This is a genomic window from Kitasatospora sp. NPDC057198 (genome assembly GCF_042670125.1).
Lineage (GTDB): Bacteria > Actinomycetota > Actinomycetes > Streptomycetales > Streptomycetaceae > Kitasatospora.
Map to the genome: position 1 here is coordinate 1 of NZ_JBHUWH010000005.1, position 25,511 is coordinate 25,511.

Here is a 25,511-nt window from a genome sequence, read left to right on the forward strand (position 1 = left end):
GCGGAGGACCCCGCGGAGGCCCGCCGGGCGGCCCCCGCCCCGGCCACGGTGCGCGGGCGCGGACGGGCCCGGCGGCCCTCGGGCCGCGAGCGGCACGACGAGAAGATCACCGTGTACGTGTCCGCCGAGGAACTGATGGACCTGGAGCACGCCCGCCTGGTGCTGCGCGGCGAGCACGGCCTGGCCGTCGACCGCGGCCGGGTCGTCCGGGAGGCCGTCGCGGTCGTCCTGGCGGACCTGGAGCAGCGCGGCGAGGCGTCGATCCTGGTGCGGAGGCTGCGCGGCCGCTGAGCCGCGGTCTGCCAGAATGGGCCGTTATGGCGTTCCAGGTCCGGTTGGAGAACTTCGAGGGGCCGTTCGACCTGCTGCTCGGGCTGATCGCCAAGCACAAGCTGGACGTCACCGAGGTGGCGCTGTCGAAGGTCACCGACGAGTTCGTCGCGCACATCAGGGCGATGGGCCCGGAGTGGGACCTGGACGCGGCCACCGAGTTCCTGGTGGTCGCCGCGACGCTGCTGGACCTCAAGGCGGCCCGGCTGCTGCCGGCCGCCGAGGTCGAGGACGAGGAGGACCTGGCGCTGCTGGAGGCGCGCGACCTGCTGTTCGCGCGGCTGCTGCAGTACCGGGCGTACAAGCGGGTCGCGGCGCTGTTCGCCGGGCGCTGGGAGGACGAGGCGCTGCGCCGGCCGCGGACGGTCGCGCTGGAGCCGCAGCACGCGCGGCTGCTGCCCGAGGTGGTGCTGGCGGTCGGGCCGGAGCGGTTCGCGCAGCTCGCCGCCCGGGCGTTCGCGCCCAAGCCGAAGCCGGTGGTGTACGTGGACCACATCCACACCCCGCCGGTGAGCGTGCGCGAACAGGCCGAGCTGGTGGCGCGGCGCCTCGGCGAGCTCGGCACGGCGACCTTCGGGCAGCTGGTCGCGGACGCGGGGAGCACGCTGGTGGTGGTGGCCCGGTTCCTGGCGCTGCTCGAGCTGTACCGGGAGCGGGCGCTGGACTTCGAGCAGCCGCAGGCCCTGGAGGAGCTGCTGGTGCGCTGGACGGCCGCCTCCGGGCAGCGGGTCGAGGTGACCGACGAGTTCGACCGCCCGGCGGGCGGCGGGGAAGGCGGAACGGCATGACGGAGCGGCCCGCCCGGCGGTCCCTGGGCCTGCCGGGCGCCCCCCGGCCCGCGGAGTGGCAGGAGTCGGCGTACCCGGACGGGCAGCGCGTCGAACCGGTGGAGCGCGTCCTGGCGCTGCCCGACGGGCCCCCGGGCGAACCGTCCGGCGAGCTGCCGCTGCGGGCTGCGCTCGAGGCGGTGCTGATGGTCGCCGACGAGCCGGTCGCGGAAGCCAGGCTGGCCGCCGTGCTGGACGCGCCCAAGGACGAAGTGGCCGCCGTGCTGCGGGAGTTGGCGGGCGAGTACACCGCGCAGGGGCGCGGCTTCGAGCTGCGGCAGGTGGCCGGCGGGTGGCGGTTCTACAGCCGCGCGGCCTGCTCGGCGGCGGTCGAGCGGTTCGTCCTGGACGGGCAGCAGGCCCGGCTGACCCAGGCCGCGCTGGAGACGCTGGCGGTGGTCGCCTACCGGCAGCCGGTGTCGCGCGGGAGGGTTTCCGCGGTCCGCGGTGTGAACTGCGACGGCGTGATGCGTACCCTGGTACAGCGAGGACTGGTCGAAGAAGCCGGCACCGAGCCCGAGACCGGAGCGATCCTGTATCGGACGACGAACTACTTCCTGGAACGGATGGGGCTGCGCGGCCTGGACGAGCTGCCGGAGCTCGCGCCCTTCCTGCCCGAGGTCGACGACGTGGAAGCGGAGTCCCTGGAGGGCACGATGATCGCGCAGGCGGTCGCCGCCGCACAGGAAGGGCCGAGGCCGAACCAGGCCGACCAGACGGATATCGACGTACGGACATTTTGATGCGTAGCAGTGGCAACGGTGGCAACGGCAGGAACAGCGGCGGCGGCGGGCAGGGCCGGGGCGGGCAGGGCGGCCGAGGCGGCCAGCAGGGCGGGGGCCGGGGCGGATCGTCGTCCTACGGCAGCGGCGGCGGCCAGGGCGGCCGCGGCGGGCAGTCCTCGCGCGGCGGCTCCTCGTACGGCGGCGGCTCGGGCTCCTCGCGCGGCGGCTCGTACGGTGGCGGCTCCGGCTCCTCGTACGGCGGCGGCCAGGGGCGCGGCGGGTCGGGCTCCGGCTCCGGCTCGTACGGGCGCGGCGGCGAGCGGCGCGAGGAGCGGCGGCAGCCGCGTCCGGAGGAGCGCAGGTACGACCGGCCCGAGTACGGCGGCGGGCCGAACGCGACGCCCGGGCGCGGCGCGTACGACTCCCGCAAGCCCGGGGCGGCGCCCCGGCCGCGCCGGGAGGGGCAGGGCGCGCCCGGCGACCCGCGGCGCCAGCCGCAGCGCTCCCGGGAGCTCCAGGGCCGGATCGAGGACCGGGTGCTGGCCCGGCACGAGGGCCCCGGCAAGGAGGTCGGCGAGGACGGCGAGCGCCTGCAGAAGGTGCTCGCGCGGGCCGGCATGGGCAGCCGCCGGGCCTGCGAGGAGCTGATCGCGCAGGGCCGGGTCGACGTCAACGGCGAGACCGTGCTGGAGCAGGGCCGCCGGGTCGACCCGGCGAAGGACGAGATCAAGGTGGACGGCCTGACCGTCGCCACCCAGTCCTACCTGTTCTTCGCGCTGAACAAGCCCGCCGGCGTGGTCTCCACCATGGAGGACCCCGAGGGCCGGCAGTGCCTCGGCGACTACGTGACCAACCGGGAGACCCGGCTGTTCCACGTCGGCCGCCTCGACACCGAGACCGAGGGCCTGATCCTGCTCACCAACCACGGCGAGCTGGCCCACCGCCTCACCCACCCCAAGTACGGCGTCACCAAGACCTACCTGGCCGCGATCCAGGGCCCGCTGCCGCGCGACCTCGGCAAGACCCTCGCCAAGGGCGTCGAGCTGGAGGACGGCTGGGCCCGCGCCGACAGCTTCAAGGTGATCTCCAACCTCGGCAAGAACTACCTGGTCGAGGTGACCCTGCACGAGGGCCGCAAGCACATCGTGCGCCGCCTGCTGGCCGAGGTCGGCTTCCCGGTCGACAAGCTGGTGCGCACCGCGTTCGGCCCGATCTCGCTGGGCGACCAGAAGTCCGGCTGGCTGCGCCGCCTGACCAACCCCGAGGTCGGCACCCTGATGCACGAGGTCGGCCTCTAACAGCCGCCGCCCCCGGAGCCCGTCCGCCGCACCGCCGCGGACGGGCTCCGGTGCGTGTGCGCACGGACGCGGCCGGCGCTCGACGTGTGAGGCGCACCGCACGCCCTTGCTATCGTTCCGCCCGGTGGCAGAAGATTGCCACCGAAGTTCGCCCCGGCGCGTGGCGGAAGTGCGCCACCGCGTCAGGCCACCGGGCGGCGGGGGAAGGAACCACCACCATGCTGGACGCATTCACCGTGCTGGGCCTCGGGCTGACCGACGGCCAGGTGTACGCCGCGCTGGTCGTCGCGCCGCAGTCCACCGCCGAGGAACTGGCCGAGCACTGCGGCCTGACCCTGGAGCAGTGCCGCGAGGCCCTGGACCGGCTCGCCGAGCAGGGCATGGCCACCCGCGCCCCGGTCGACCGCGAGCGCTACCTGTCGGTCGCCCCCGACGTCGCCATCGGCACCCTGATCGGCCACCGCGAGGCCGAGCTGCGCTCCGCCCGCGCCGAGATGCACCGGCTGATGGACGCCTTCCGCGAAGCCTCCCGGTACACCGACCCGGCGCACTCGGTGGAGGTGCTCACCGGCGGCGAGGCCATCGCCCAGCGGCTGGAGCACCTGATCGAGTCCAGCCAGTACCAGATCCGCGGCTTCGACTGCCCGCCCTACGTGCAGGACCCGACGGTCGAGCAGCCCCGGCAGCGGGCCAAGCTCAAGTCCGGGGTGCGGATCCGCACCGTCTTCGACAAGGAGGCGATCGCCTGGCCCGGCCGGCTGGAGCAGGAGATCCTCACCGGCGTCGAGGACGGCGAGGAGGCCCGGGTCCGCCCGGTGCTGCCGATGAAGATGATGATGGCCGACGACAAGATGGCGATCATCCCGATCAGCGTCGGCGACAGCGTGCTGGACGCCGCCTACGTGATCCACCCCTCCGCGCTGCTGCAGGCCCTGGACGCCCTGTTCGAGGCCGAGTGGGAGCGCGCCGTGCCGCTGCAGACCGTGCTCGGCGACGGCGAGGGCCCCGGCCCGGACGCCGACCACCTCAAACTGCTCGGCCTGCTCGCGGCCGGCCTCACCGACGAGTCGATCGCCCGCTCGCTCGGCTGGAGCGCCCGCACCACCCAGCGCCGCCTGCAGGGCCTGATGCGCGAACTCGGCGCCACCACCCGCTTCCAGGCCGGCATGGCGGCCCGCGAGCGCGGCTGGCTCTGAGCCGGCGGCCCGCGGGACGGGGCTGAGGCCGACGGCCCGCGGGACGGGGCCCTGACGGGGCGTCACGGCCCGCTGGGGCCCCGTTCGGGCGGCGGTCAGCTCCAGGGGCGCAGCTGGGCCCAGCGGCCGTCCGGGCCGCGCTCCAGCTTCTCCAGGCCGAGCACCGCCGTCCGGTTGAGCCGGCCGTAGATGTGCGGGAACAGCACCCCCGCGGCGGCGCCCGGGGGCGGCCCGCCGGCGGCCGCCTCCCACTTCACCATCGGCTCGACCAGCCGCTCCTCGATCAGCAGCGCCATCAGCGGCTCCGGCGCGCCCCGGAAGAACGCGTTGGCCACCGCCAGCACCGTGGGCTCGTCCGGCGAGCAGTGCAGGAAGCCCTCGGTCAGCAGCGACGCGGCGGTGTACGGCCGGCCCGGGTCGCGCAGCCAGTCGTCCAGCGGGGCGAGGTGGTAGATCATGCCTCTTTTGTACCTTCCCGGGGCGGCCGCGCGGGGCGACCGGCGCGGCTCACAGGCCCGCCACCTTCGCCGTCGCCGCGATCTCGTACACCAGCGTCACCGTCCGCCGCCCGCCCGGCGGCAGCGGCACCTCCCAGCGGGCGATGCCCTCCGCGTCCAGCTCGTCCGGCGGCGGCGAGCAGTGCTCCTTGCGCAGCCGCACCTGGACCTCGGCCACCTCGGAGACCGGGATCCGCTCGCGCAGCACCACCGTCCGCTCGGCGTGCTCGTCCGGGCCGGAGAAGCGCGACAGGTGCAGCCGCACCGTGCGGGTCACCAGGGTGCGCTGGCCGCCCAGGCCGGTGCCCTCGCGGCGCTCGTCCGCCTCCCGGACCACCCGCAGCCCGTCCGAGGAGCCGAACGCCAGGCGCACCGGCGCGCCCGGCGCCGCGAACTCCAGCGCGCCCCGGCCGGTGTAGCCCGAGCCGCGCACCAGGTCGACCGGGCCGGCCAGCAGCGCGTGCCCCGACGCGTTGCGGAACGACACCACCTCCGTCACCGCCTCCGACAGCTCCGGCGCCGCCGCGAACTCGCTGCGCGCCGCCGTCTCGAACGCGCTCACCGGCACCCGGTGCGCCCGCCCGTCGGCCGGCACCGACACCGGGTCCGCGGCCCGCAGCACCCGCACCTCGCCGCCGTCGTCCACCCCCGGCAGGCCCGGCTCCAGCGGCCCGGCGTCGGGGACCGCCTGCTCGCGCAGCTCCACCTCCACCGTCTTCCGCTCCTGCGCCGAGCGCTCCCGCAGCACCAGCCGGTCCTCCACCAGCCCCGGCGGCTCGCCCGCCAGCGCCGAACGCGCCGTCGACAGCGTCAACCGCACCCCCGACCAGTCCTCGCCGGTGCGCTGCCACACCACCGCGTCGCTCTCCAGCCGCAGCGTGCCGCCCACCAGCTCGGCCCGGTACGCCGGACGCCACAGCGCGCACGCCACCAGGTGCCCCACCCGGGCCAGGAACCGGCCCGGCTCGGCGCACTCCACCGACAGCTCCACGAACGCCAGCAGCTCGGCCGGCTCCCGCTCCGCCAGGTCCAGCGCCTTCTCGGCCCGGGCCAGCTCCGCCGACAGCTCCGCCGAGCGCAGCCGGGAGGCCCGCAGCCGCTCCCCGTACGACTCGCGCTCCCCGTCCACCCGGTCCAGCTCGCGCGACCACCGGGCCTGCTCCAGCTCGCCGCGGCCCGCGCCCTCGCCGATCTCCCGCAGCAGGTCCGCCGCGAGCTGCCCGAGCAGCGCCAGCCGGGCCTGCAACCGCTCCTGGCGGTGCGACTCGGCCAGCAGCTCGCGCTCCAGGCCGTGCACCCGGCGGCGCAGCGCCGAATCGTCCGGCCCCGGCGGCAGCGGCGCCGGCGGCCGCCAGGACCGCACCAGCCGCACGTCCAGCACCTTCGCCGCGCCGGTCGGCCCGCCCCGCCCGTCCAGCACCGCCGCGTGCAGCGAGCGGTCCACCGCCAGCGCCGTCACCGGGCCCAGCCGCAGCCGGTGCACGCCCGGCGACAGCTCCAGCTCCGCCGTCCGCTCCAGCTGCGCCCGGTCCTCCAGGCACGTCACCGCGGTCACCGGAAGGGGAAAAGTCTCCTCGTGCACGTTCAGCTCCTCCGGTTCCCGCCGACCACGGCCCTACCGGCCGGGATACGGATCACATAACCGCCCGTCAGCTCCACCGAACCTCCCGGCGGCACCACCACCCTGCGGATCCGGGCCGAGGACGGCACCCCGTCGGACGGCTCAGCCGGCGCCGACCAGCCCGGACGCTCCTCGATCCGCACCTCGGCGTCGCCCGCCACCGGCACCCGCTCGCGGACCTCCACCGACGCCTCGTGCGGCAGCCGGTTCACCAGCTCGATCCGCACCGAGTGGTCCAGCACCGTCGTCGAGTTCAGCACCCCCGAGGTCGACTCGCGCACCTCGCTGTGCCGGGCCACCCGCACCTCCTCCGCCCGGCCCAGGCCCAACTCCCGCACCCCGCCCGGCGCCAGCGTCGGCAGCCCCGCCGTCAGCAGGAAGTCGCCGTCCACCGTCACCTCCACCGGACCGGCCAGCAGCGCGTGCGACGTCGCGTTCGACAGCTCCAGCACCCCGTACACCGCCTCCTCCACCGACGGCACGCACACGTAGCCGGTGCGCACCCCCACCGGCAGCTCCGCCACCGCCACCGTGTGCCACACCCCGTCCGAGGGGACGGTCGCCGGGGCCTGCGCGTCGAAACGGTGGTCGAACGAACCGGCCGACACCCGCGGCCACGACCCGTAGCGGGGCAGCGGCAGCCGGGCCGGCTCCGCCGCCGCGGCGGCGGACGGGGCGCCGCCCGGCCGGGACGGCTCCTGCACCTGCTCCTGCTCCGGTTCCGGGAACAGCCGGCCGCGGCGCCGCGGCTCCTGATCCGGGCCCGCCAGCACCAGCGCCGCGTAGTCCAACTGGTCCGGCGACGGGCGGGGGTCGGGCGGCGGCGCGGCCTCCGGCGCCGGGGCGGACGGCGGCGCGCCCGCGAAACCGTACGCCAGGGTGCGCGGCACCGCGCCGGACGGCGGGGGCGGCGGGGCGGCCGACCCCGGGGCCACCGGCGCGGGCATCGACGCGGCCACCGGCGCGGGCACCGGCATCGGGGCCCCCATCGGAGCCGACAGCGCCGGCGGGGCCGGCGGGACCGCCGAGCCGAAGGGCGCACCCGCCGGCGCACCCGCCCCGCCCCCGGGACGGGCGCTGTTCGTGCGGCTCCGCCTCGCGGACGGGGCCGGTGGCGGCTTCGGCACGGCGGCGTTCGTCGGGCCCGCCGGGGCCGCAGCGGCCGTCAGCACCGGCACCCACTGCGGCTCCGGTTTCGAACGCTGCGCGTCCTGCCAGCCGTCGAACAGCCCCGCCAGGCCCGCCGGCTGCGCCCGCCACCCCGACGGCGCGGGCGCCGGCTGTCGGCGGCCGATCCGCAGCGAGGCCAGCTCCGGCAGCGCGCCCGGACCCGCCAGGGCCGCCGTCGACAGCGCCAGCCGCACCCCCGACCAGTCCTCACCCGTCCGCTGCGCCACCGACGCCCGCAGCACCAGCCGCGCCGAACGCTCGCCCCGGCGGTGCGCCAACTGGTACGTCGGCACCCACACCGCGCCCGGCACCGCGTACTCCACCTCCAGCTCCACCGGGCCCTCGCCGAGCACCGTCAAGTCCGCGCACGCCCCCGCCTCCACCCCGCCCGGGTGCTCGGCGCCGGAACGGCCCTGCGCCGCCACCGCCGCCACCTGGAAGGCGTGCTCGGCCAGCCGCAGCTCCTCCGCCAGCTCCACCGAGCGCTCCTGCAGCACCTCCAGCCGGGTGTCCACGAAATCCGCCAGCGCCAGCACCGCGTCCGCCGGGGCGCGCCGGTGCCCCTCGTCCTCGTGCCGGCGCTGCGGCGGCACCGCGCGCAGCGCCGCGACCTCGGCGATCCGCTCCGCCAGCCCCTCCCGGCGCTCCAGCAGCACCTCGAAGCGCGCCCGGAGCTCCTCCAACTCGCGCTTCCAGGGCGGGAGTTCCTCCTCGCCGCGGACCCGCGCCGGATAGCCCAACCGGGCCTCCACCACCCGGCCGCCACCCGACAGCACCCGCACCCGCAGCGACCCCGCCGCCGCCAGCCGCGGCAGCCCCGCCACCCGCACCCGGCCGTCCGCCGGCAGCACGCCCGACGCCCGGCGCCGGCACACCGCGCCCACCGCGTGCACCACCACCGAGTCCAGCCCCGACTCCCACACCGCTCGCTGCCCCGCCACCTGACCCCCTTCGCCGCCTGGCCCGCACCCCGGACCCGGGCGCCCAGTCTGCACCCAACCTCCGTCACCGCACCCGGATTTCCGCTGCGCGTCGGCCCGCCGGGCCGGAACGAGGCGGTGTGCGGGGGCGCGCGGGCGTACGAGAGGATGGGGGCGACTGCACATGCACAGCCGTGCACCGCACCCGGGAGACGAGAAGCCGCCATGCGCACAGCCGCCGTCATCGGCACCGGACTGATCGGCACCTCCGCCGCGCTCGCCCTCACCCGCCGGGGCATCAGCGTCCACCTGGAGGACGCCGACCAGGACGCCGCCCGCACGGCCGCCTCGCTCGGCGCGGGCACCACCGACCCCGCCGACGGCCCGGTCGACCTCGCCGTCATCGCCGTCCCCCCGGCCCTGGTCGGCAAGGTGCTCGCCGACTGCCAGCGGCGCGGCCTGGCCCGCTGCTACACCGACGTCGCCAGCGTCAAGGCCGGACCGCGCGGCGAGATCACCGCCCTCGGCCTCGACACCGTCCGCTACATCGGCTCGCACCCGATGGCCGGACGGGAACGCTCCGGGCCGCTCGCCGCCACCGCCGACCTGTTCGAGGGCCGGCCCTGGGTGCTCACGCCCACCGCCGACACCGACACCGAGACGCTCAACGCCGCGCTCGAACTCGTCGCCCTCTGCGGGGCCATGCCCATCGTCATGGACGCCGCCGACCACGACCGGGCCGTCGCCCTGGTCTCGCACGCCCCGCAACTGCTCTCCTCGCTGGTCGCCGCCAGGCTGGAGCACGCCGAGGAGACCGCCGTCCGGCTCTCCGGGCAGGGCGTGCGCGACGTCACCCGGATCGCCGCCTCCAACCCCGCGATGTGGATCGACATCCTCTCCGCCAACGCGGGCGTCGTCGCCGACGTCCTCGACGACCTCGCCGCCGACCTCGCCCAGACCGTCCACGCGCTGCGGGCCCTGCAGGCGGCCGACGAGAACACCCGGCGCGAGGGCGCCGCCGGCATCGAGGCCGTCATGCGCCGCGGCAACACCGGCCAGGCCCGCATCCCCGGCAAGCACGGCGCGCCGCCCACCCGCTACGAGACCGTCACCGTCGTCCTCGGCGACCAGCCCGGCGAACTCGGCCGCCTCTTCGGCGAGGTCGGCGCGCTCGGGGTCAACATCGAGGACGTGACGATCGAGCACTCGACGGGGCAGCAGGTCGGCCACGTACAGCTCGCCGTCGCTCCGGCGTTGGCGCGGGTGCTGGCGGCGGGGTTGCGGGAGCGTGGGTGGGGGGTTCGGGAGTAGGGCGGGGGGTCCGCTGCGCGGGGCTCGGGGGGTGGGGGAGGAGGGGCAGCGGGTCGGCTGCGTGCGGTTCTGCTGTCGCTCCGGTGCGGGCGTTGGCGGGGTTCCGCTGCGCGGGGCAGGGGTGGCTTGCCGGTGGGGGCGAAGGGTCGGGACTTGGGGCCGGGGTGGGGGTGGGTGGGTGTCCATTAACCTTGAGGGTGAGTTCTTGTGTCGTGAGAGAGAGGTTCGCCCCGTGGACAGTGTCGACCGAGCGTCGAGCGGCCCGGTCGTCGTCGCCATCGACGGACCTTCGGGGTCCGGGAAGTCGACCGTGTCGCGGGCGGTGGCCGCGCGGCTGGGCCTGAGCTTCCTGGACACCGGTGCGATGTACCGGGCGATGACCTGGTGGATGCTCGCCAACGGGGTGGACGTCGAGGACGCGGAGGCGGTGGCCATCGCCTGCGGGAAGCCGGTGATCGTGTCCGGGACGGACGCGGCGGGGCCGACCATAACGGTGGACGGGCAGGACGTGTCCGGGCCGATCCGCGGGCCCGAGGTGACCGGCAAGGTGAGCGCCGTGGCGGCCGTTCCGGCGGTGCGGGCGCGGCTGGTGGAGCTGCAGCGCGGCTGCGCCTCGCACGCCGGGCGCGGGATCGTCGCCGAGGGCCGGGACATGGGCTCGGTGGTGTTCCCGGACGCCACCGTGAAGGTGTTCCTGACCGCCTCCGGGCGGGCCCGCGCCGAGCGGCGGGCCGCGGAGCTGCGGGCGAAGGGCGTGGACGAGGCGACCATCACCGCGATGGCCGCCGACCTGGCCCGCCGGGACGCCGCGGACTCCTCGCGGGAGACCGCCCCGCTGGCCCAGGCCGCCGACGCGGTGCTGGTCGACACCAGCGAACTCACCCTCGACCAGGTGATCGACGCGATCACCGCGCTGGTCGAGGAGAAGGCCGGCCTGACCGCCGCCTGAGCGGCAGGACGTCCGGCTGGAACTGATTCATCCGACCGCGCGAGATCCGCGCGGTTCGCGCTGCCCCCGGGGCAGGTACGCACGGCACGCCCCTGGGAAGGGCCGCGCCGGGAAACGGAAAACGGAACATGAGCAACGACACCACCGCCCACCACGGCGAGCTGGGTGACTCCGAGTACGCCGAGTTCATGGCGCTGGCCGCCGAGGAGGGCTTCGACACCGACGAGGTCGACGCCGACCTGGACGGCCACGGCCCGCTGCCGGTGCTGGCCATCGTCGGCCGCCCGAACGTCGGCAAGTCGACCCTGGTCAACCGCATCATCGGCCGCCGCGAGGCGGTCGTCGAGGACCGCCCCGGCGTGACCCGCGACCGGGTCAGCTACGAGGCGATGTGGGCCGGGCGCCGGTTCAAGGTGCTGGACACCGGCGGCTGGGAGATCGACGTCCTGGGCATCGACGCGATGGTCGCCGCGCAGGCCGAGCTGGGCATCGAGCAGGCCGACGCGGTGCTGTTCGTGGTGGACGCCACCATCGGCGCCACCGACACCGACGACGCCCTGGTCCGGCTGATCCGCCGCTCCGGCAAGCCCGTGGTGCTGTGCGCCAACAAGGTCGACGGCCCGTCCACCGAGGCCGAGGCCGCGTACCTGTGGTCGCTCGGCCTGGGCGAGCCGTACCCCGTCTCCGCGCTGCACGGCCGCGGCTCCGGCGACCTGCTGGACGCCGTCCTGGCGGTGCTGCCGGAGGCCCCGCCGCAGCTGTTCGGCGACGGCCTGGCGCCCGGCGGTCCGCGCCGGGTCGCGCTGATCGGGCGGCCGAACGTCGGCAAGTCCAGCCTGCTGAACAAGGTCGCGGGCGAGGACCGGGTGGTGGTCAACGAGCTGGCCGGCACCACCCGCGACCCGGTCGACGAGCTGATCGAACTCGGCGGCAAGACCTGGAAGTTCATCGACACCGCCGGCATCCGCCGCCGGGTCCACCTGACCTCCGGCGCGGACTTCTACGCCTCGCTGCGCACCTCCGCGGCGCTGGACAAGGCCGAGGTCGCGGTCGTCCTGGTGGACGCCAGCGAGACGCTCGCCGAGCAGGACACCCGGATCATCTCGATGGCCGTCGAGGCCGGGCGCGCCGTCGTCATCGCCTACAACAAGTGGGACCAGCTGGACGAGGAGCGCCGCTTCTACCTGGAGCGCGAGATCGAGCGCGACCTGGTGCAGGTGCAGTGGGCGCCCCGGGTGAACGTCTCGGCGAAGACCGGCCGGCACATGGAGAAGCTCGTCCCGGCGATCGAGACCGCGCTGGCCGGCTGGGAGACCCGGATCCCGACCGCCCGGCTGAACGCCTTCCTCGGCGAGCTGGTCGCCGCGCACCCGCACCCGATCCGCGGCGGCAAGCAGCCGCGCATCCTGTTCGGCACCCAGGCGGGCACCCGTCCGCCGCGGTTCGTGCTGTTCGCCTCCGGCTTCCTGGAGGCCGGCTACCGCCGGTTCGTCGAGCGCCGGCTGCGCGAGGAGTTCGGCTTCGTGGGCACCCCGATCTCGATCTCGGTCCGGGTCCGGGAGAAGCGCAACAAGAAGAAGTAGGCAGTAGCCGGGGTACGGAGAAGGGGAGGGGCCGACCGGCCCCTCCCCTTCGTGCTGCGCGCCGTGTGCCGCGTGCTGCGCGCCGTGTGCCGCGTGCCGCGCGCCGGTCAGGCGTCCCGGCCCGGGGGCAGGGAGAGCACCGAGCGGTGCCGCCCGCCCGAGGTGCCGCCGCCGCCCGGGGCGCCCAGGTAGCCGGTGGCCACCCAGCCCTGGCCGTTGGCCTGGGCGGTGGAGGTCTGCGCGGGCATGAACTGCGGGGCGCCCGCGGCCTGCCCGGCGTACGTCTCGAACGACTGCTGCTGCTGCGAGTAGGCCAGTGCTCCCGTGCGGTCGGTGCTCTCGCGCGCGGGCGACGCGGACGGCTGCGGTTCGCGGACCGCGAAGCCGGTGAACTTCATCCCCTCCTCGCCGGAGCGGTCGCCGGGCAGCGCCCGGAACATCCGCCGGTACTCGGAGTACAGCGTGTCGTAGATCGGCGTGGCCGACACCGGGTGCTCGGCGTCGTACGACGGGCGCATGTTCGGGATCGACCGGCCGGCGCCGCCGGGGCCGGACTGGGCGGAGGGACGGCCGGGGGACGCGAGGTCGTAGCTGTACACGTAGGAGCCAACGAGCGAGACCGGCTTGGGATGCGGGGGCGCGGCCCCCAGTCCTATCCCGCCCGGGGCGCTGGTGTCCTGGTCAACGGCGGTGTCAACGGCGGTGCGGGCGGCCGGGACCGCCGGGGTGTCGGGGGCGCCCCCGGCGGCGGCCGGGTCGTTCACGGGGTCGGTCATCGGTGCGCCCCCGCTCAGGTGCCGGCCAGCGGGAGCATGCCGGCGGCGAGCAGGCCGCGGGCGGCGGCCCGGTCCATGGCGATCCGCAGCAGGTCCTCGCGGGGCTGGCGGCCGATGGTGCCGGCCGGCACCGCGTACATGATCACCTCGGACTTGCGGGCCGCCGCGGCCCGCCAGCCCGGGGTGACCTGGAGCGGTTGGTGGGCCTGCCACCAGGCGGCCGAGCCGCCGGTCGCCGAGGGCTGCAGGATCGCGTGCAGCTGGCCCATCGCCATCAGCACCGACCAGCCGGCCCGCGGCCGGACCGGGGCCTGGTTGACGTCCTGGACGATCTGGAAGCCGTGCTCGGTCAGCAGCGAGAGGAACTCGTCCTCGCCGAGCGCGCTGCCCGGACGGCCGACCGGCCCGGTGGGCTCGACCACCAGCGCGGCGTGCTGGGTGTCGCCGCACAGCACGATGCCGCAGGTCACGCCGAGCACCGCGGGCTGCGGCTGGCCGGCCGGAGCGGTCGGCGGGGCGGTGATCGGCTCCGGGATGCGCACCTCGACCACCGGCTCCGGCTCGGCCTGCGCGGGCACCGCGGCCTGTGCGGGCAGCGCGGCGTCCGCGCCCTGGCCGATCGACTCGACGGCGCCGCGCAACTGCTGCTCGTCCACCGGCACCACCTGGGAGGGCACGCAGCGGGCGTGCGCGAAGGCCAGCACCGCGGTCTCCTCGCCGACGAACAGGACGGTGCTGGTGGGCTCGCGCAGCGAGTCACCCGGTTGTCGGCAGGAGGTGCAGTCGTACGCGTCGGGCGCGTGGGCACCCGCGAGCAGGCTCTCGGCCTCGTCGTCGCCGATCTCGGCGCGTACGTCCTCGCTCACCTCAAGCATGCGCGGCACTGATGACTCCTCGTTTGCCCTGACGTTCCAGGTGCTCGTTCCGGTGCCCCCGGGCGGGACGTCCCGGGCGCGCGGCGCTGGGAGCGCCGACCGCCATTACCAACGGGAGGTTGTGGCTGGGGTCACGGGTGAGCCGCCGGGCGACGGGATTTGCACGGCTTCTGATAGCTCTGTGTATGCGAATAGTCGCATTCTGTCGATGCTGTGCCCGACCTCACACGGGTCAAACTGTGACCGGGGCCATATTCCCATATGGTTTGATCTTGGAAAAAGCGGATGAATCAGACATTTGTTTCCGATCGGCGTGATCGATACCGCCGGTAACGCCGCTTTGACCTGGGATGACCGGAAAGTGTTTGGCGCTGGCGAGCCCGAATCGTAGGTTTTTGCCCGGTGCAACGAGCACCTCCCGGGTTCACCCCCGACGCACGGCCCGCCCGGCTCACCCCGGATCCGGCTCACCCCGGAACCGGCTACCCCGGATCCGGCTCACCCCGGAACGCGGACCAGGCGCCCACCGGCGCGACGGCAGCCAGCCGCCGCCGGGGATGCGGACAGGTGGCCGGGGCGGCAAGCGGCACGTCCGACACGTGCACGGCCCGCCCACCGGACTTGGCGAGCGAACACGGCCCAGTTGGGGCCTGGTTCCGCCTGCCCACCCCGGGGATGTTGAGAGGAATCTCATGACCTTCCGTAACGAGACCGCCGCTGCCACCACCGCCCCCAAGCGCAACCGCGTCCGCGCGGCTGTCATCGGCGGCGCCCTGCTCGCCGCCCCGGTGGCCGGCCTCGTCACGGCCAACACGGCCTCCGCCGCGGACGTCTCCACCTGGGACAAGGTCGCGATGTGCGAGTCGACCGGCAACTGGTCGATCAACACCGGCAACGGCTTCTACGGCGGCCTGCAGTTCACCTCCTCCACCTGGGCCGCCTTCGGTGGCACCGCCTACGCCCCGCAGGCCAACCTGGCCACCAAGGCGCAGCAGATCGCCGTCGCCGAGAAGGTGCTGGCCTCCCAGGGCCCCGGCGCCTGGCCCGTCTGCTCCGTCCAGGCCGGTCTGACCAAGGGCGGCGCGCCGGCCCAGGTCGACACCTCCAGCTCCTCCTTGTCGACCTCGTCCTCGTCGAGCAGCTCCTCCTCGAAGTCGACCTCCTCCAAGTCGACCTCCTCGAAGTCGAACACCGCCGCCTCGGACGACTCCGCCAAGGCGTCCCGCTCCGAGTCCCGCGCCCAGGCCCCCAAGGCCGCCGCGCAGGAGACCCCGAAGCAGACCTGGAAGAACAAGTCCGCCGCGGCGACCACCAACACCACCACCTCCGGCGACAGCTACACGGTGAAGACCGGCGACACCCTGTCCAAGATCGCGGACAGCCTGGGCGTCGACTGGCACACCCTGTACAACAACAACTCCGGTGTCGTCGGCGGCAACCCGGACCTGATCTACCCGGGCCAGGTCCTGTCGGTCTGACCCACCCCCGGGAGGCACCGCTTCCCCGGGATCAGCCCTGATCCCACCCTGTCGGCGTGAAGCCGCCACCCCCGGTCGCGGGGTGGCGGCTTCCGCCGTTCTCGGGTGCCGGGCGCCGTTCCCGGGCACCGGGCGCAGGGGAGGGGAGCCACCCGCTCGGCGGCGTCCGGAGGGTGGCGGCGCGGGCGCCGTGCGTAGCGTCGGGGGATGCGGATACCTCGCTCGTACGGCCGGGCGCTGCTCGTGCTCGGCCTGTTGCTCCCCGCCACCGCCGCCACCGTCGCGGTCGGACCGCCCGCCGCGGCCCGTCCGGCCACGCCGGACCTGGTCTGGGACCGGCTCGCCGACTGCGAGAGCGACGGCGACTGGCAGGCCGACACCGGCAACGGCTACTACGGCGGCCTGCAGATCTGGCCGCCCACCTGGCGGGAGGCGGGCGGCCTGCGCTACGCCGACCGGCCCGACCGTGCGAGCCGGCGGCAGCAGATCACCGTCGGGGAGGAGATCCTGCGCCGCCAGGGCTGGAACGCCTGGGGCTGGTGCGCGCGGGAGATCGGGGTGCTGGATTAGGCCCGCTCCCGGGGCGGCGGTCGCCGGTCACCAGGCGCGGCCCTCGGGCAGCGCGGACAGCTCCGGGGCGGACAGGTGCGGGACGGCGAAGAGCTCCGCCGTCGGGTCCTCCGCCGGGGCGGCGTCCCACAGCGTGAAGCGCAGCAGCTGCCAGCGGCTCGGGTCCAGGGCCAGCACGGCGGTGTGCACGCCCGGACGGCGGGACTCCTCGCGCAGTTGCTCGATCTCGTGCTCCGCGTGCGCGGCCAGGGCCGCCGGGTCCTGCCGGACCGGGACGGCGGTCAGCCGACGGGTCGCGGCGGACGGGGCGGGGACGGCGGCGCGGGCCGGGCCGGAGAAGTGCGCGAGGACGGTCCACTGCCGGACGGCCGGACGCCCGAAGTCCCGGACGATGTTCTCGAACCCGCCGCCGCCCACCAGGAACCGGGCCGCCTCGCCGTCCGAGCGCCACACGTACAGCGGCGCGTACTGGTTGACCGGCGAGCCGCCGACCCCGCGCTCGCGCAGCAGCCACGCCTTGAAGCCGAGCCCCGGGCGGTCGTCCAGGAGCGGGGCGCCGGCCTCGATCCGGCGGCGGATGACGTCGAGGTCGTAGTCGGCGGGCAGGTTGATCTCGTACTGCTTGGCGAGCACGGGCGGGTCCTGTCTGGGGAGTGCGGGCGGACGGGGGGAGGGGGTGGTCGGGGCCGGTGGGGGCGGGTCAGGGTCGGCGGGGGAGGTCAGGGCCGGTGGGGTGGGGCGAGCAGGGTGATCAGGCCGGTCACCGCCTGGTCGAACGGGCCGGTGTCGCCGGCCGCGCGGGCCAGCACGTAGCCGCCCTGGAGCACCGCGACCACGGTCGCGGCGGTGCCGGACGGGTCGACGGACGGCGGGAGCTCCCCGGCCGCCCGGCCCTCCGCCAGCACCTCGGCGAGGCGGCCGCGCAGCCAGCCGAGGGTCTCCTCGACCGGGGCCCGCAGCACCGGGTCGGCCATCACGTCCGGGTCCTGGGTCAGCCGGCCGATCGGACAGCCGCGCAGCACGTCGCGCTCGCGGCGCAGGTACGCGGTGACCCGCTCGACGGCGGTGCCCGGACCGGACAGCAGCTCCTCGGCCAAGGCGCGCAGCTCACCGGCGGTGCGGGTGATCGCGGCGAGGGCGAGCTCGGGCTTGCCCGCGAAGTGGTGGTACATGCTGCCCTGCCCGGCGCCCGCGCGCTGCTGGATGGCCTTCGGGCTGGTGCCGGTGTAGCCGCGCTCCCAGAGCAGGTCGCGGGTGGCCTCGACGAGGCGGTCGGCGGTGGCGCTGTTGGTGTTGGTACCGGGGCTCGGGTTCACGGTACGTACTGTACATACTAGTAGGTACAGTGGGAAGGGCGGGGTGACCGGCCGTCAGGTCGGCCCGACCGGGCGGGTGTTCAGGCCGGACGGGTGTTCAGGCGGCGGTGCGCTGCTCGCGGGCGGCCAGGACGGACACCGAGACGTTGGCCGGCAGCGCGGCCGACGGGTAGCGGTGCAACAGGGCGGCCGCGACCGCCTCCGGGCCGACCGGCTTGCCCAACTCGGTGGCGAACGCGCGCAGGTAGTCGCCGGTCCAGGCGATCGGATCGGGGGCGGGGGCGTCCTCGGGCACCGGCGTGGTCAGGTGGCGGTGGCCCGGGACGGTGCGCAGCGGCTCCAGCGCCGCCATCTCGTCCAGCAGGTCGATCCACGCCTCGCGCTGCGCCGTCCACGGGGTGTCCGCCAGCCACGGGTGCGCGTTCAGCCACAGCAGCGGGCCGCCGAGCAGCGTCCGGCTGCGGTGCTCCCACAGGTAGTGGTGGTCGGGCAGCCCCAGGGACGCCCCGCGCAACTCCAGCCGGTGGTCCTCCAACTCCACGGCATCGCCCTCCAGCGGCTCCAACGCGACCAGCCGGGACGGGAGTTCGTCCCCCAGGTCGGCCCACGCGGCGCGCACCGCCGGGTAGTCGTGCTCGATCCGGGCCCGGACCGGGTCGGGAGCCAGGAGACGCGCCTCGGGGAAGGCGTCGCGCAGCACCTCCGCCGCGAGCCAGCAGTCCGGCGCGTGGTGGGCCACCAGGACGGTGCTGAGCCGGCGCCCCGAACGCTCGACCTCCCGGACCAGCCGCCGCCCGTCCGAGAGCCGCAACCCCGTACCGAGCAGCACCGCCCGGTGCTGACCGAGCACCAGCACCGCGCACGTGTGCAGGGAGGACTCGGGCAGGTCCACCACGCGGAACTCCAGTGGATGCATCGCGCAACCTCCTCCGGCCGGGGAAAGTCCTCCCACCAGGGTCCGACGGGAGGGCGGCGGGCGCATGTGGGGCGGGTGGGGGCAGGTCGCCTGCGGCGGGTGGAGGGGTTTCGACGGGAGGGCGATGGGCGCATGTGGGGCGGGTGGGGGAGGGTCGCCTGCGGCGGGCTGAGGGGGTCCGACGGGAGGGTGGCGGGCGTGTGTGGGCGGGTGGGGATTGCCTGCGGTGGGCTGGGGCGGGTGGAGGAGGGGTTTCGACGGGAGGGCGGCGGGCGCATGTGGGGCGGGTGGGGGAGAGATGCCTGCGGCGGGCTGAGGGGCGGGAGGGGGCCCGACGGGAGGGTGGGGGAGGGCGGCTGCCTGCGGTGCGGGCGGAGGGGTGGGGGTGTCTGTAGGGGGTGGCAGCATGGGGGGATGCGTGGTGGTGGGGTGTTCGTCGGGGAGTTGTTCGGGCGGGGGCGGGAGGAGCCGGCGGACGGGGTGGTGCTGGTGCCGGGGTGGTTGGGGGTGGAGGAGCAGCGGGAGCTGGTGGCGGCGTGCCGGGAGTGGGCGCGGCCGCCGGGCGGGATGCGGTCGGTGGTGCTGCCGGGCGGCGGGGTGATGTCGGTGCGGACGGTGTGCCTGGGGTGGCACTGGTACCCGTACGGCTACGCGCGGACGGTGGTGGACGGGGACGGGGCGCCGGTGAAGCCGTTCCCGGAGCGGCTGGGCGCGCTGGCCCGGCGGGCGGTGGCGGAGGCGTACGGGGAGCGGGCGGGGGAGGTGGCGGGGGCGGCGGGGTTCGCGCCGGACGTCGCGCTGGTGAACCACTACCCGCACGGGGCGCGGATGGGCCTGCACCAGGACCGCGAGGAGCGGGTGGACGCGCCGGTGGTGTCGCTGTCGCTGGGGGACGAGTGCGTGTTCCGGCTGGGGAACGCGGAGGGCCGGGGCCGGCCGTGGACGGACCTGCGGCTGTGCGGTGGCGACCTGCTGGTGTTCGGCGGGGCGAGCCGTTTCGCGTACCACGGGGTGGTGCGGACGCTGCCGGGCACGGCCGACCCGGCGCTGGGCCTGACCGGGCGGCTGAACATCACCGTCCGGCAGTCCGGCCTGGGGTGAGGGGGCCCGCGTGCCGGAGGGCGGGAATGCCAGGCGGGCGCGGAGACTTGTGCTGGACGGACGAGACGTTCGGCGGCACACCCCTGTCCGCCGGCCGTCCGGAGAGGGAGCGACACATGGGAACCCCCGTCGACCAGCTCGTCGACCTGCTCGACCTGGAGCGGATCGAGCTGAACATCTTCCGCGGCCGCAGCCCGGAGGAGTCGCTGCAGCGCACCTTCGGCGGGCAGGTGGCCGGGCAGGCGCTGGTCGCGGCGGGCCGGACGGTCGAGGAGGGCCGGCCGGTGCACTCGCTGCACGCGTACTTCCTGCGGCCGGGTGTTCCCGGCGTGCCGATCGTCTACCAGGTCGAACGGACCAGGGACGGGCGCTCGTTCACCACCCGCCGGGTGCTCGCCATCCAGGGCGGGCGGACGATCTTCGCGCTGACCGCCGACTTCCACCGGCCCGAGCCCGGCGGCATCGAGCACCAGTTCCCGATGCCGGACGTCCCCGACCCGGAGAGCCTGCCCAGCGCGCTGGACGAGGTCGGCGCCCGGCTCGGCGAACTGCCCCCGTTCATCAGCCGCCGCCAGCCCTTCGACATCCGGTACGTGGACCGGCTGAAGTGGACGCGCGAGGAGCTGGACGGGGTGGAGGCCCGCAGCGGCGTGTGGCTGCGCACCAACGGCGCGCTGCCCGACGACCCGCTGATCCACGTCTGCGCGCTCACCTACGCCAGCGACATGACGCTGCTGGACGCCGTCCGCGCCCCCGTCGAGCCGCTGTGGGGCGAGCGGAACTTCGACATGGCCTCGCTGGACCACGCGATGTGGTTCCACCGGCCGTTCCGGGCCGACGACTGGCTGCTGTACCGGCAGGAGTCGCCGATCGCGCACGGCGCGCGCGGCCTGGCCCGCGGCGAGATCTACGACCGCGAGGGGCGGCTGGTGGTCTCGGTGATGCAGGAGGGGTTGTTCCGGCCGTTGGAGCGCTGACGCGGCACCGGGCCGTCCGTCCGAAGCGGCCCGGGGGCAGAGCGACTTGAGAGCAGATCGACTTGGGAGGCAGAGCGATGACCGACACCGCAGCCGAAGCCTGGCGGCGCTGGACGGAGGCCCGGAGCGCCGCGGTGGGTGCGCCGCACGGGCCGCTGGCGCTCACCGGCACCCACTGGTTGGAGCCAGGCCCGGCCGAGATCCCGGGCCTTCCCGGCCGCTGGTGGGCCGAGGGCGGCGCGGTCTGCGCCGAACTGCTCGCCGGGGACGGCGTCCGGATCGAGGGCGGGGAGGGGGAGGCCACCGGCCGGGTCGCCCTGCGGCCGGACACCGACCGGCACCCGCAGATCGCCGTCCGCGACCGGCTGCGGCTGGTCCCGATCGAGCGGGAGGGCGAACTCGCCCTGCGGGTCTTCGACCCCGACGCCCCCGCCCGGGCCGCGTTCGCCGGGATCTCGGTCTACCCGTACGCCCCCGACTGGGCGCTGCCCGCCGTCTTCACGCCGTTCGAGGACGGCGGCCGGGCCGTGCTGGTGGAGAACGCGGACGGCCGGGCCCGGCCGCTCGCCGTGGCCGGGCAGGTCGCGTTCACGCTGGCCGGGCGGGAGCACACGCTGACCGTCAGCGGCTCCGAGGGCTCGGGCGGGCGGCTCAGCGGCGTCATCGCGGACGGCACCAGCGGCCGGGAGACGTACCGGTTCCGGTTCGTCACGCTGCCCGCGCCCGACGCGCAGGGGCGCACCGTGCTGGACTTCAACCGGGCGTTCCTGCCGCCGTGCGCCTTCGCCGACCACTTCATCTGCCCGTTCCCGCCGCCCGGCAACCGGCTGGAGGTGGCCGTCGAGGCGGGTGAGCGGCAGGTGGTCACGGTCTGAGGCGGAGAACGGGCCGGAGGCGGGGCGGGCCGGGGCGGGAGAGGGCGCCCCGCTTTCTGAGAGCGCTCTCTCGGCGGCGCAGCGGGCGCTAGGCTGCTCGCAGCAGGAGACGATCACGTGCGTGCGGGCGTGTGCGCGCGGACGGTGGAGAGGAGCCCACGGTGACCGAGTCCGAAACGGGAACGGGCGGGCGCCCCACCCTGGAATCGGTGGCCGAACGGGCCGGCGTGTCCCGGGCCACCGCCTCCCGGGTGGTCAACGGCGGCGCGGGGGTCCGGGCGGCGCTGCGCGAGAAGGTGGAGCGGGCCGTCGCCGAACTCGGCTACGTCCCCAACCTGGCCGCCCGCACCCTGGTCACCCGGCGCAACCGGGCGATCGCCGTGGTCATCGCCGAACCCGAGGCCCGGTTCTTCTCCGACCCGTTCTTCGCCCAGCACCTGCGCGGCATCAGCCGCGAACTGGCCGCCGCCGACAACCAGATGGTGCTGCTGCTGGCCGAGGACGAGCGCGACCACGACCGGATCGGCCGCTACCTGTCCGGCGGCCACGTCGACGGCGTCCTGCTGTTCTCGCTGCACCACTCCGATCCCACCCCCGAGACCGTCCACCGCCTCGGCCTGCCCTTCGTCATCGGCGGACGCCCCGGCTGGCCCGGCGCCGAGTCCGACCGCGACCTGGTCTACGTCGACAACGACAACCGCGGCGGCGCCCGGCTCGCCGTCCAGCACCTGCGCTCCATCGGCCGCAAGCGGATCGCCACCATCACCGGCCCGCTCGACCAGACCTCCTCCGTCGACCGCCTCGACGGCTACCGCGACCTGTTCCCCGACGGTGACGACGACCTGATCGCGGTCGGCGACTTCACCGCCGACGGCGGCATCCGCGCGATGACCGAACTCCTCGACCGGCGACCGGACCTGGACGCGGTGTTCGCGGCCTCCGACGTGATGGCCTCCGGCGCGATCCGGGTCCTGCGGGCGGCCGGGCGCCGGGTGCCGGAGGACGTCGCGGTGGTCGGCTTCGACGACGTCGAGTCGATCGCGGCCTGGACGGAGCCCCCGCTCACCACGGTCCGGCAGGAGATCGAGGAGATGGGGCGGCTGATGACGCGGCTGCTGCTGCGGCGGCTCAACGATCCGGAGGCTTCGGCACCGTCCTCGGTGATCATTCCGACGCTGCTGGTGGTGCGGGAGTCGGCCTGAGGGGTCTTGCGGGGCGGGGAGGGGGCTCGTCCGCGGGCGTGGTCGCGGGGCGGCTCGGCGAGGTCGGCCGAGGCAGTACCTTGTAGCTCCAGCCCTGCCACGGAGGGTGACCGGGCGGTGGGGAGGAGCAGCTGTGCAGGTTTCCACGCTCAGTCTCTGGGGGGCCGGGGCGTTCGGCGCGGTCATCGGCTGGATCGCCTACCGGACACTGCGGCGGAACACGAAGGCGACGACGCTCACCGACCTGGTGACGGTGATCATGGCCCTGGGCGGCGGGGTGGTGGTCAACACGAAGTTCGCGGACCCGGACCTCTTCGCCTCCTACGGCATCGGGCTGTTCGCCGGGTTCTTCGGCTACTTCCTCGTCGCCCTGCTGGTGGACCGTGCGGAGGGGCGGCGGCGGAAGGCGGCCCCGCCGGAGCCAGTCGCGTCGGTCGCGCCGGAGCCGGTCGCGCCGGAGTCGGTTGCGTCGGAGTCGGTTGCGTCGGAGCCGGTCGTGTCGGTCGTGCCGGTCGGTGCCGGGGTTCCGGCGCCGGCCCCGGAGCCCGTCGGTGCGCCGCGGGAGACGCCCGACGACTGGATGGGCGAGGGGTGAGGGGCCCGGGAAGCCGCCCCGGGCGGGACGGTCACCCGGCGGTGCGCAGGCGCAGGGCGGCGGAGCAGTAGGCGGTGTAGGCCAGCCCCAGGACGTTGCCCCTGCCCAGGAGTTCCATCCGGGTGCGGTGCAGGGCGGAGCCGACGTCCTGCCCGGAGAGCATGAGCTCCCAGAACCGCTCGGCGAACTCCTCGGCCAGGCCCCGGACCACGGTGATCTCCGTGCCGATGACGCCGGCGGCGTGCAGGCCGGCCAGGACGTCGACGAAGGGCAGCCAGGTCCGGGCGTCGTGGTCGACGGTGTGGCAGCCGTTCAGGAAGACCAGGGGCCCGCCGCTCCGTGCCCACTGCTCCCACTCCGGGGCCTCGCCCCAGGCGGCCAGGTCCTCGGGCAGGATGCGGTCGTCGTGGCCGATCTCCAGGACGGTGGGGGTGGTGTCCTCCCCTACCCGGGCGGGGAGCCCGTGGCCGAAGAAGTAGACGCCGGTGGAAGGGGCGCCGGTCAGCGCCAGGCGGAAGGCGTCCTTGCGGTCGCAGACCCGCAGGTCGGGGAAGAAGGCGCGGAGGGCCGCCAGGTGGCGCTCCACCCCGGTGGGGTCGAACCTGGTGCTGCGCGCCACGGTCAGGGAGGGCGCGGCTCCGGCCGGGCCCGCCTCCAGGTGGACGCGGCCGCCGCCCGGGACGGACGCGGGCTGTTCGATGATGTGCTTGAACCCCCAGAAGCCGTACGGGCAGAGCGTGTTGAGCGGGTGCCGGGTCCGGTCCGGGCAGGCGCGGGCGGTCGGGTCCCGGCGCAGTTGCTCCCAGCCGGGCCCGCACTGCCCCAGGGGCGCGTCGGCCTCCACCGGGATGTCGTACAGGAGGGCCCAGGGGAAGGCGAGGTCGTTCAGCTCGGTCCGGCAGATCTGGATCGTCGAGGGCCGGTCGAGCACCCGCCTCAGGGCCTCCCGCTCCGGCCGGGTGCGGGCGACCATCTGGTAGAGCGACCAGCCGCGCCGGGCCAGCCGGGTCATGTCCCGGCGCAGCGCGTCGGGGTCCTTGCGGTTGGCCCGGTCCAGCAGGTTCACCCGCACTTCCCTCCCCTCCTGCACCCGCAGTTCGCTGTGGCAGGCGAGGAGGTCGGCCCGGACCTGCTCCAGCACCGCCACCACCTGGTGCTCGCTGAGCCAGAAGGCGGCGGCGGGGCCGTCCTCGGCGGTGACGTCGACGGTCATCGCGCCGTCGCGGCGGCCCACCCGTACCGCGGCGGCGCGGCGGGGCAGCGCGTCCAGGCCGGTGAAGCCCGGGGTCAGGGTGTGGTCGACGACGGCCCCGGTGGCGCCGCCGGGGCGCTCGGCGGCGGCGACGGAGAAGGTCGCGGTCGCCGACTGCAGCTGGTTGCCCCGGTGGGAGACGATCAGCAGCAGCCGGGCCGGGCCGGGCTCCTCCGGCGTGACGAAGGGGATGTGCAGGTGCCGCCCCCGGTGGTCCGGTGCGCAGCCGTGCCGTCCGCCGGGCGGGCAGTGGCAGACCCAGGCGTCGCCGTGCAGCGGCAGGAAGATCCAGTACCGCTCGGCGGGGAGGTGGAGCTCCGCGCTGACGGCGGTCACCTGGAGCCAGTCGCCCCGGCCGTCGTCGTCCGCGTGGTCGAGGGGCCCTTCGGGGAGCGCCGGGGAGGAGGGCGGGAGGAGGTTGTCGGCGGCCGGTTCCCCGATGCCCAGGCGGAGTTGGTAGGTGCGTCCGGAGGCGAGGAAGAGGTCGGCGGGCACGCTGCGGCGGGAGTGCGGCCAGACCACCGCGAGGTGGAGGAAGCGCGCCTCGGCGCCCCGGCCGGCGGCTTCGTCGAAGTCCTCGCCGAAGTCCTCGTCGGCGGCTTCGTCGAAGTCCTCGTCCGCGGCCGGTTCTTCTCGGGGCAGCTCCGACACCCCCTGGGTGGGGATGCCCAGAGGCTCGCCGAACCGCCGGTGCAGCTCCAGGAACCGGTCCCAGCACTCGGCGGCGGAGTGGCGCTCCTCGTAGATCACGAGGAACGCGGCGTCGAACTGCTCCCCGGTGAGGTCCGGGTCCTCCAGCAGGCCGCGCCAGGCGCTGCGGGTTTCGTTGTCCGGTTCGGAGTGCCACAGCCCGGTGGCGCGGAGGATTCGCAGCAGGCGCTCCGTCTCGGACCGGTAGGCCCGGGTGTACTCCGCCGGTTCCTCCACCGCCACGCCCGTTCTCCTCTCGGCTCCGCCGGGTGCTCTCCGCCGGGTACCGGCATTCTGGGACAGCCGGGTGAGCGGGGGCGAACCGTGCAGCTGGACCGGGGCACCACCAGCCGCCCGGGGTTCCACGGGGGTTCGGCCACGGCGGTCGGACGGGAGGGCGGCGCGGCGCCGACCGTTCCGGTGCGTGGCTCTGGTCCCGAGGAGGTCCCGAGGAGGTCCCG

23 protein-coding genes and 1 pseudogene are annotated in these 25,511 nt (G+C 75.4%); 15 read left to right on the forward strand and 9 right to left on the reverse strand.

Going from position 1 to position 25,511, the window contains the following annotated elements:
* The 5 genes and pseudogenes from ACFUEL_RS01160 to ACFUEL_RS01180 form a co-directional block, all read left to right on the forward strand.
* Positions 1–291: pseudogene (locus ACFUEL_RS01160) on the forward strand (hypothetical protein); the annotation flags it as partial.
* Between the two features lie 26 nt (positions 292–317).
* Positions 318–1,118, forward strand: a complete 801-nt coding sequence (locus ACFUEL_RS01165; RefSeq protein ID WP_380233780.1) for a segregation and condensation protein A — start codon at positions 318–320, stop codon at positions 1,116–1,118.
* Positions 1,119–1,303: 185 nt separating this feature from the next.
* Positions 1,304–1,900, forward strand: a complete 597-nt coding sequence (scpB, locus tag ACFUEL_RS01170) for an SMC-Scp complex subunit ScpB (RefSeq protein ID WP_380233834.1) — start codon at positions 1,304–1,306, stop codon at positions 1,898–1,900.
* Positions 1,900–3,180, forward strand: coding sequence for a pseudouridine synthase (locus ACFUEL_RS01175; protein ID WP_380233781.1), 1,281 nt, complete (start codon positions 1,900–1,902; stop codon positions 3,178–3,180). Before scpB ends, ACFUEL_RS01175 begins: the two co-directional genes overlap by 1 nt.
* A gap of 218 nt (positions 3,181–3,398) precedes the next feature.
* Positions 3,399–4,376, forward strand: coding sequence for a helix-turn-helix domain-containing protein (locus ACFUEL_RS01180; protein WP_033255663.1), 978 nt, complete (start codon positions 3,399–3,401; stop codon positions 4,374–4,376).
* A gap of 95 nt (positions 4,377–4,471) precedes the next feature.
* On the opposite strand, the gene ACFUEL_RS01185 is transcribed toward ACFUEL_RS01180, so the two are convergent.
* Genes ACFUEL_RS01185 through ACFUEL_RS01195 form a run of 3 tightly spaced genes read right to left on the reverse strand, consistent with a single transcriptional unit; the run spans position 4,472 to position 8,605 of the window.
* The gene (locus ACFUEL_RS01185) at positions 4,472–4,834 is read right to left on the reverse strand and encodes a DUF952 domain-containing protein (RefSeq protein ID WP_380233782.1); all 363 of its coding nucleotides are present in this window, start codon (positions 4,832–4,834) and stop codon (positions 4,472–4,474) included.
* Positions 4,835–4,883: 49 nt separating this feature from the next.
* Positions 4,884–6,461, reverse strand: a complete 1,578-nt coding sequence (locus tag ACFUEL_RS01190; RefSeq protein WP_380233835.1) for a mucoidy inhibitor MuiA family protein — start codon at positions 6,459–6,461, stop codon at positions 4,884–4,886.
* Positions 6,458–8,605, reverse strand: a complete 2,148-nt coding sequence (locus ACFUEL_RS01195) for a DUF4139 domain-containing protein (protein ID WP_380233783.1) — start codon at positions 8,603–8,605, stop codon at positions 6,458–6,460. Before ACFUEL_RS01195 ends, ACFUEL_RS01190 begins: the two co-directional genes overlap by 4 nt.
* 204 nt (positions 8,606–8,809) lie before the next feature.
* Here ACFUEL_RS01195 and ACFUEL_RS01200 point away from each other — a divergent pair, with 204 nt between their 5' ends.
* The 3 genes from ACFUEL_RS01200 to der all read left to right on the forward strand — a co-directional run bounded on the left by ACFUEL_RS01200 (position 8,810) and on the right by der (position 12,427).
* Complete coding sequence (locus ACFUEL_RS01200; protein ID WP_380233784.1) at positions 8,810–9,895, forward strand: prephenate dehydrogenase; 1,086 nt, start codon at positions 8,810–8,812, stop codon at positions 9,893–9,895.
* A gap of 232 nt (positions 9,896–10,127) precedes the next feature.
* Positions 10,128–10,844: a (d)CMP kinase gene (cmk, locus tag ACFUEL_RS01205; RefSeq protein WP_380233786.1), complete on the forward strand. Its 717-nt coding sequence runs from the start codon at positions 10,128–10,130 to the stop codon at positions 10,842–10,844.
* A gap of 128 nt (positions 10,845–10,972) precedes the next feature.
* Entirely contained in the window at positions 10,973–12,427 is a 1,455-nt protein-coding gene (der, locus tag ACFUEL_RS01210; protein WP_380233787.1) for a ribosome biogenesis GTPase Der, read from the forward strand.
* A gap of 107 nt (positions 12,428–12,534) precedes the next feature.
* Here der and ACFUEL_RS01215 read toward each other — a convergent pair whose 3' ends face one another.
* Complete coding sequence (locus ACFUEL_RS01215) at positions 12,535–13,203, reverse strand: hypothetical protein (protein ID WP_380233788.1); 669 nt, start codon at positions 13,201–13,203, stop codon at positions 12,535–12,537.
* Between the two features lie 14 nt (positions 13,204–13,217).
* Complete coding sequence (locus ACFUEL_RS01220) at positions 13,218–14,078, reverse strand: hypothetical protein (protein WP_380233836.1); 861 nt, start codon at positions 14,076–14,078, stop codon at positions 13,218–13,220.
* Positions 14,079–14,770: 692 nt separating this feature from the next.
* On the opposite strand from ACFUEL_RS01220, the gene ACFUEL_RS01225 reads away from it, so the two are divergent.
* Both ACFUEL_RS01225 and ACFUEL_RS01230 read left to right on the forward strand, forming a co-directional pair.
* Positions 14,771–15,556 carry a transglycosylase family protein gene (locus tag ACFUEL_RS01225; protein WP_380233789.1) on the forward strand — a complete coding sequence of 262 codons (786 nt, stop codon included), beginning with the start codon at positions 14,771–14,773 and terminating at the stop codon, positions 15,554–15,556.
* A 207-nt stretch (positions 15,557–15,763) separates the two neighbouring features.
* Complete coding sequence (locus ACFUEL_RS01230) at positions 15,764–16,126, forward strand: transglycosylase family protein (protein WP_380233790.1); 363 nt, start codon at positions 15,764–15,766, stop codon at positions 16,124–16,126.
* 27 nt (positions 16,127–16,153) lie between these two features.
* On the opposite strand, the gene ACFUEL_RS01235 is transcribed toward ACFUEL_RS01230, so the two are convergent.
* The 3 genes from ACFUEL_RS01235 to ACFUEL_RS01245 all read right to left on the reverse strand — a co-directional run bounded on the left by ACFUEL_RS01235 (position 16,154) and on the right by ACFUEL_RS01245 (position 18,358).
* Positions 16,154–16,759 (reverse strand): DUF4865 family protein, encoded by a 606-nt coding sequence (locus tag ACFUEL_RS01235; RefSeq protein ID WP_380233791.1) that lies wholly within the window; start codon positions 16,757–16,759, stop codon positions 16,154–16,156.
* Between the two features lie 86 nt (positions 16,760–16,845).
* Positions 16,846–17,442: a TetR/AcrR family transcriptional regulator gene (locus ACFUEL_RS01240; protein ID WP_380233792.1), complete on the reverse strand. Its 597-nt coding sequence runs from the start codon at positions 17,440–17,442 to the stop codon at positions 16,846–16,848.
* 97 nt (positions 17,443–17,539) lie between these two features.
* Positions 17,540–18,358, reverse strand: coding sequence for an MBL fold metallo-hydrolase (locus ACFUEL_RS01245; protein ID WP_380233794.1), 819 nt, complete (start codon positions 18,356–18,358; stop codon positions 17,540–17,542).
* A gap of 414 nt (positions 18,359–18,772) precedes the next feature.
* On the opposite strand from ACFUEL_RS01245, the gene ACFUEL_RS01250 reads away from it, so the two are divergent.
* The 5 genes from ACFUEL_RS01250 (at position 18,773) to ACFUEL_RS01270 (ending at position 23,108) form a co-directional block, all read left to right on the forward strand.
* Positions 18,773–19,459, forward strand: coding sequence for an alpha-ketoglutarate-dependent dioxygenase AlkB family protein (locus tag ACFUEL_RS01250; RefSeq protein WP_380233795.1), 687 nt, complete (start codon positions 18,773–18,775; stop codon positions 19,457–19,459).
* A gap of 116 nt (positions 19,460–19,575) precedes the next feature.
* Positions 19,576–20,436, forward strand: coding sequence for an acyl-CoA thioesterase (locus tag ACFUEL_RS01255; protein ID WP_380233796.1), 861 nt, complete (start codon positions 19,576–19,578; stop codon positions 20,434–20,436).
* 77 nt (positions 20,437–20,513) lie between these two features.
* On the forward strand, positions 20,514–21,311 hold the full coding sequence (locus ACFUEL_RS01260; RefSeq protein WP_380233797.1) for a DUF1684 domain-containing protein: 798 nt from the start codon (positions 20,514–20,516) through the stop codon (positions 21,309–21,311).
* Between the two features lie 161 nt (positions 21,312–21,472).
* The gene (locus tag ACFUEL_RS01265) at positions 21,473–22,513 is read left to right on the forward strand and encodes a LacI family DNA-binding transcriptional regulator (RefSeq protein ID WP_380233798.1); all 1,041 of its coding nucleotides are present in this window, start codon (positions 21,473–21,475) and stop codon (positions 22,511–22,513) included.
* 133 nt (positions 22,514–22,646) lie between these two features.
* Complete coding sequence (locus ACFUEL_RS01270; RefSeq protein ID WP_380233800.1) at positions 22,647–23,108, forward strand: hypothetical protein; 462 nt, start codon at positions 22,647–22,649, stop codon at positions 23,106–23,108.
* A gap of 31 nt (positions 23,109–23,139) precedes the next feature.
* Here the strand turns inward: ACFUEL_RS01270 and ACFUEL_RS01275 are convergent, their stop codons facing one another.
* Positions 23,140–25,293, reverse strand: a complete 2,154-nt coding sequence (locus ACFUEL_RS01275; protein WP_380233801.1) for a hypothetical protein — start codon at positions 25,291–25,293, stop codon at positions 23,140–23,142.
* Between the last annotated feature and the right edge of the window lie 218 nt (positions 25,294–25,511).

Excerpts from the sequence above, each read along its gene's own strand:
- ACFUEL_RS01165 (WP_380233780.1), top strand. The coding sequence starts at position 318 with ATGGCGTTCCAGGTCCGGTTGGAGAACTTCGAGGGGCCGTTCGACCTG.
- scpB (WP_380233834.1), top strand. The coding sequence starts at position 1,304 with ATGGTCGCCGACGAGCCGGTCGCGGAAGCCAGGCTGGCCGCCGTGCTG.
- ACFUEL_RS01175 (WP_380233781.1), top strand. The coding sequence starts at position 1,900 with ATGCGTAGCAGTGGCAACGGTGGCAACGGCAGGAACAGCGGCGGCGGC.
- ACFUEL_RS01180 (WP_033255663.1), top strand. The coding sequence starts at position 3,399 with ATGCTGGACGCATTCACCGTGCTGGGCCTCGGGCTGACCGACGGCCAG.
- ACFUEL_RS01185 (WP_380233782.1), bottom strand. The coding sequence starts at position 4,834 with ATGATCTACCACCTCGCCCCGCTGGACGACTGGCTGCGCGACCCGGGC.
- ACFUEL_RS01200 (WP_380233784.1), top strand. The coding sequence starts at position 8,810 with ATGCGCACAGCCGCCGTCATCGGCACCGGACTGATCGGCACCTCCGCC.
- der (WP_380233787.1), top strand. The coding sequence starts at position 10,973 with ATGAGCAACGACACCACCGCCCACCACGGCGAGCTGGGTGACTCCGAG.
- ACFUEL_RS01215 (WP_380233788.1), bottom strand. The coding sequence starts at position 13,203 with ATGACCGACCCCGTGAACGACCCGGCCGCCGCCGGGGGCGCCCCCGAC.
- ACFUEL_RS01220 (WP_380233836.1), bottom strand. The coding sequence starts at position 14,078 with ATGCTTGAGGTGAGCGAGGACGTACGCGCCGAGATCGGCGACGACGAG.
- ACFUEL_RS01225 (WP_380233789.1), top strand. The coding sequence starts at position 14,771 with ATGACCTTCCGTAACGAGACCGCCGCTGCCACCACCGCCCCCAAGCGC.
- ACFUEL_RS01230 (WP_380233790.1), top strand. The coding sequence starts at position 15,764 with ATGCGGATACCTCGCTCGTACGGCCGGGCGCTGCTCGTGCTCGGCCTG.
- ACFUEL_RS01245 (WP_380233794.1), bottom strand. The coding sequence starts at position 18,358 with ATGCATCCACTGGAGTTCCGCGTGGTGGACCTGCCCGAGTCCTCCCTG.
- ACFUEL_RS01250 (WP_380233795.1), top strand. The coding sequence starts at position 18,773 with ATGCGTGGTGGTGGGGTGTTCGTCGGGGAGTTGTTCGGGCGGGGGCGG.
- ACFUEL_RS01255 (WP_380233796.1), top strand. The coding sequence starts at position 19,576 with ATGGGAACCCCCGTCGACCAGCTCGTCGACCTGCTCGACCTGGAGCGG.
- ACFUEL_RS01260 (WP_380233797.1), top strand. The coding sequence starts at position 20,514 with ATGACCGACACCGCAGCCGAAGCCTGGCGGCGCTGGACGGAGGCCCGG.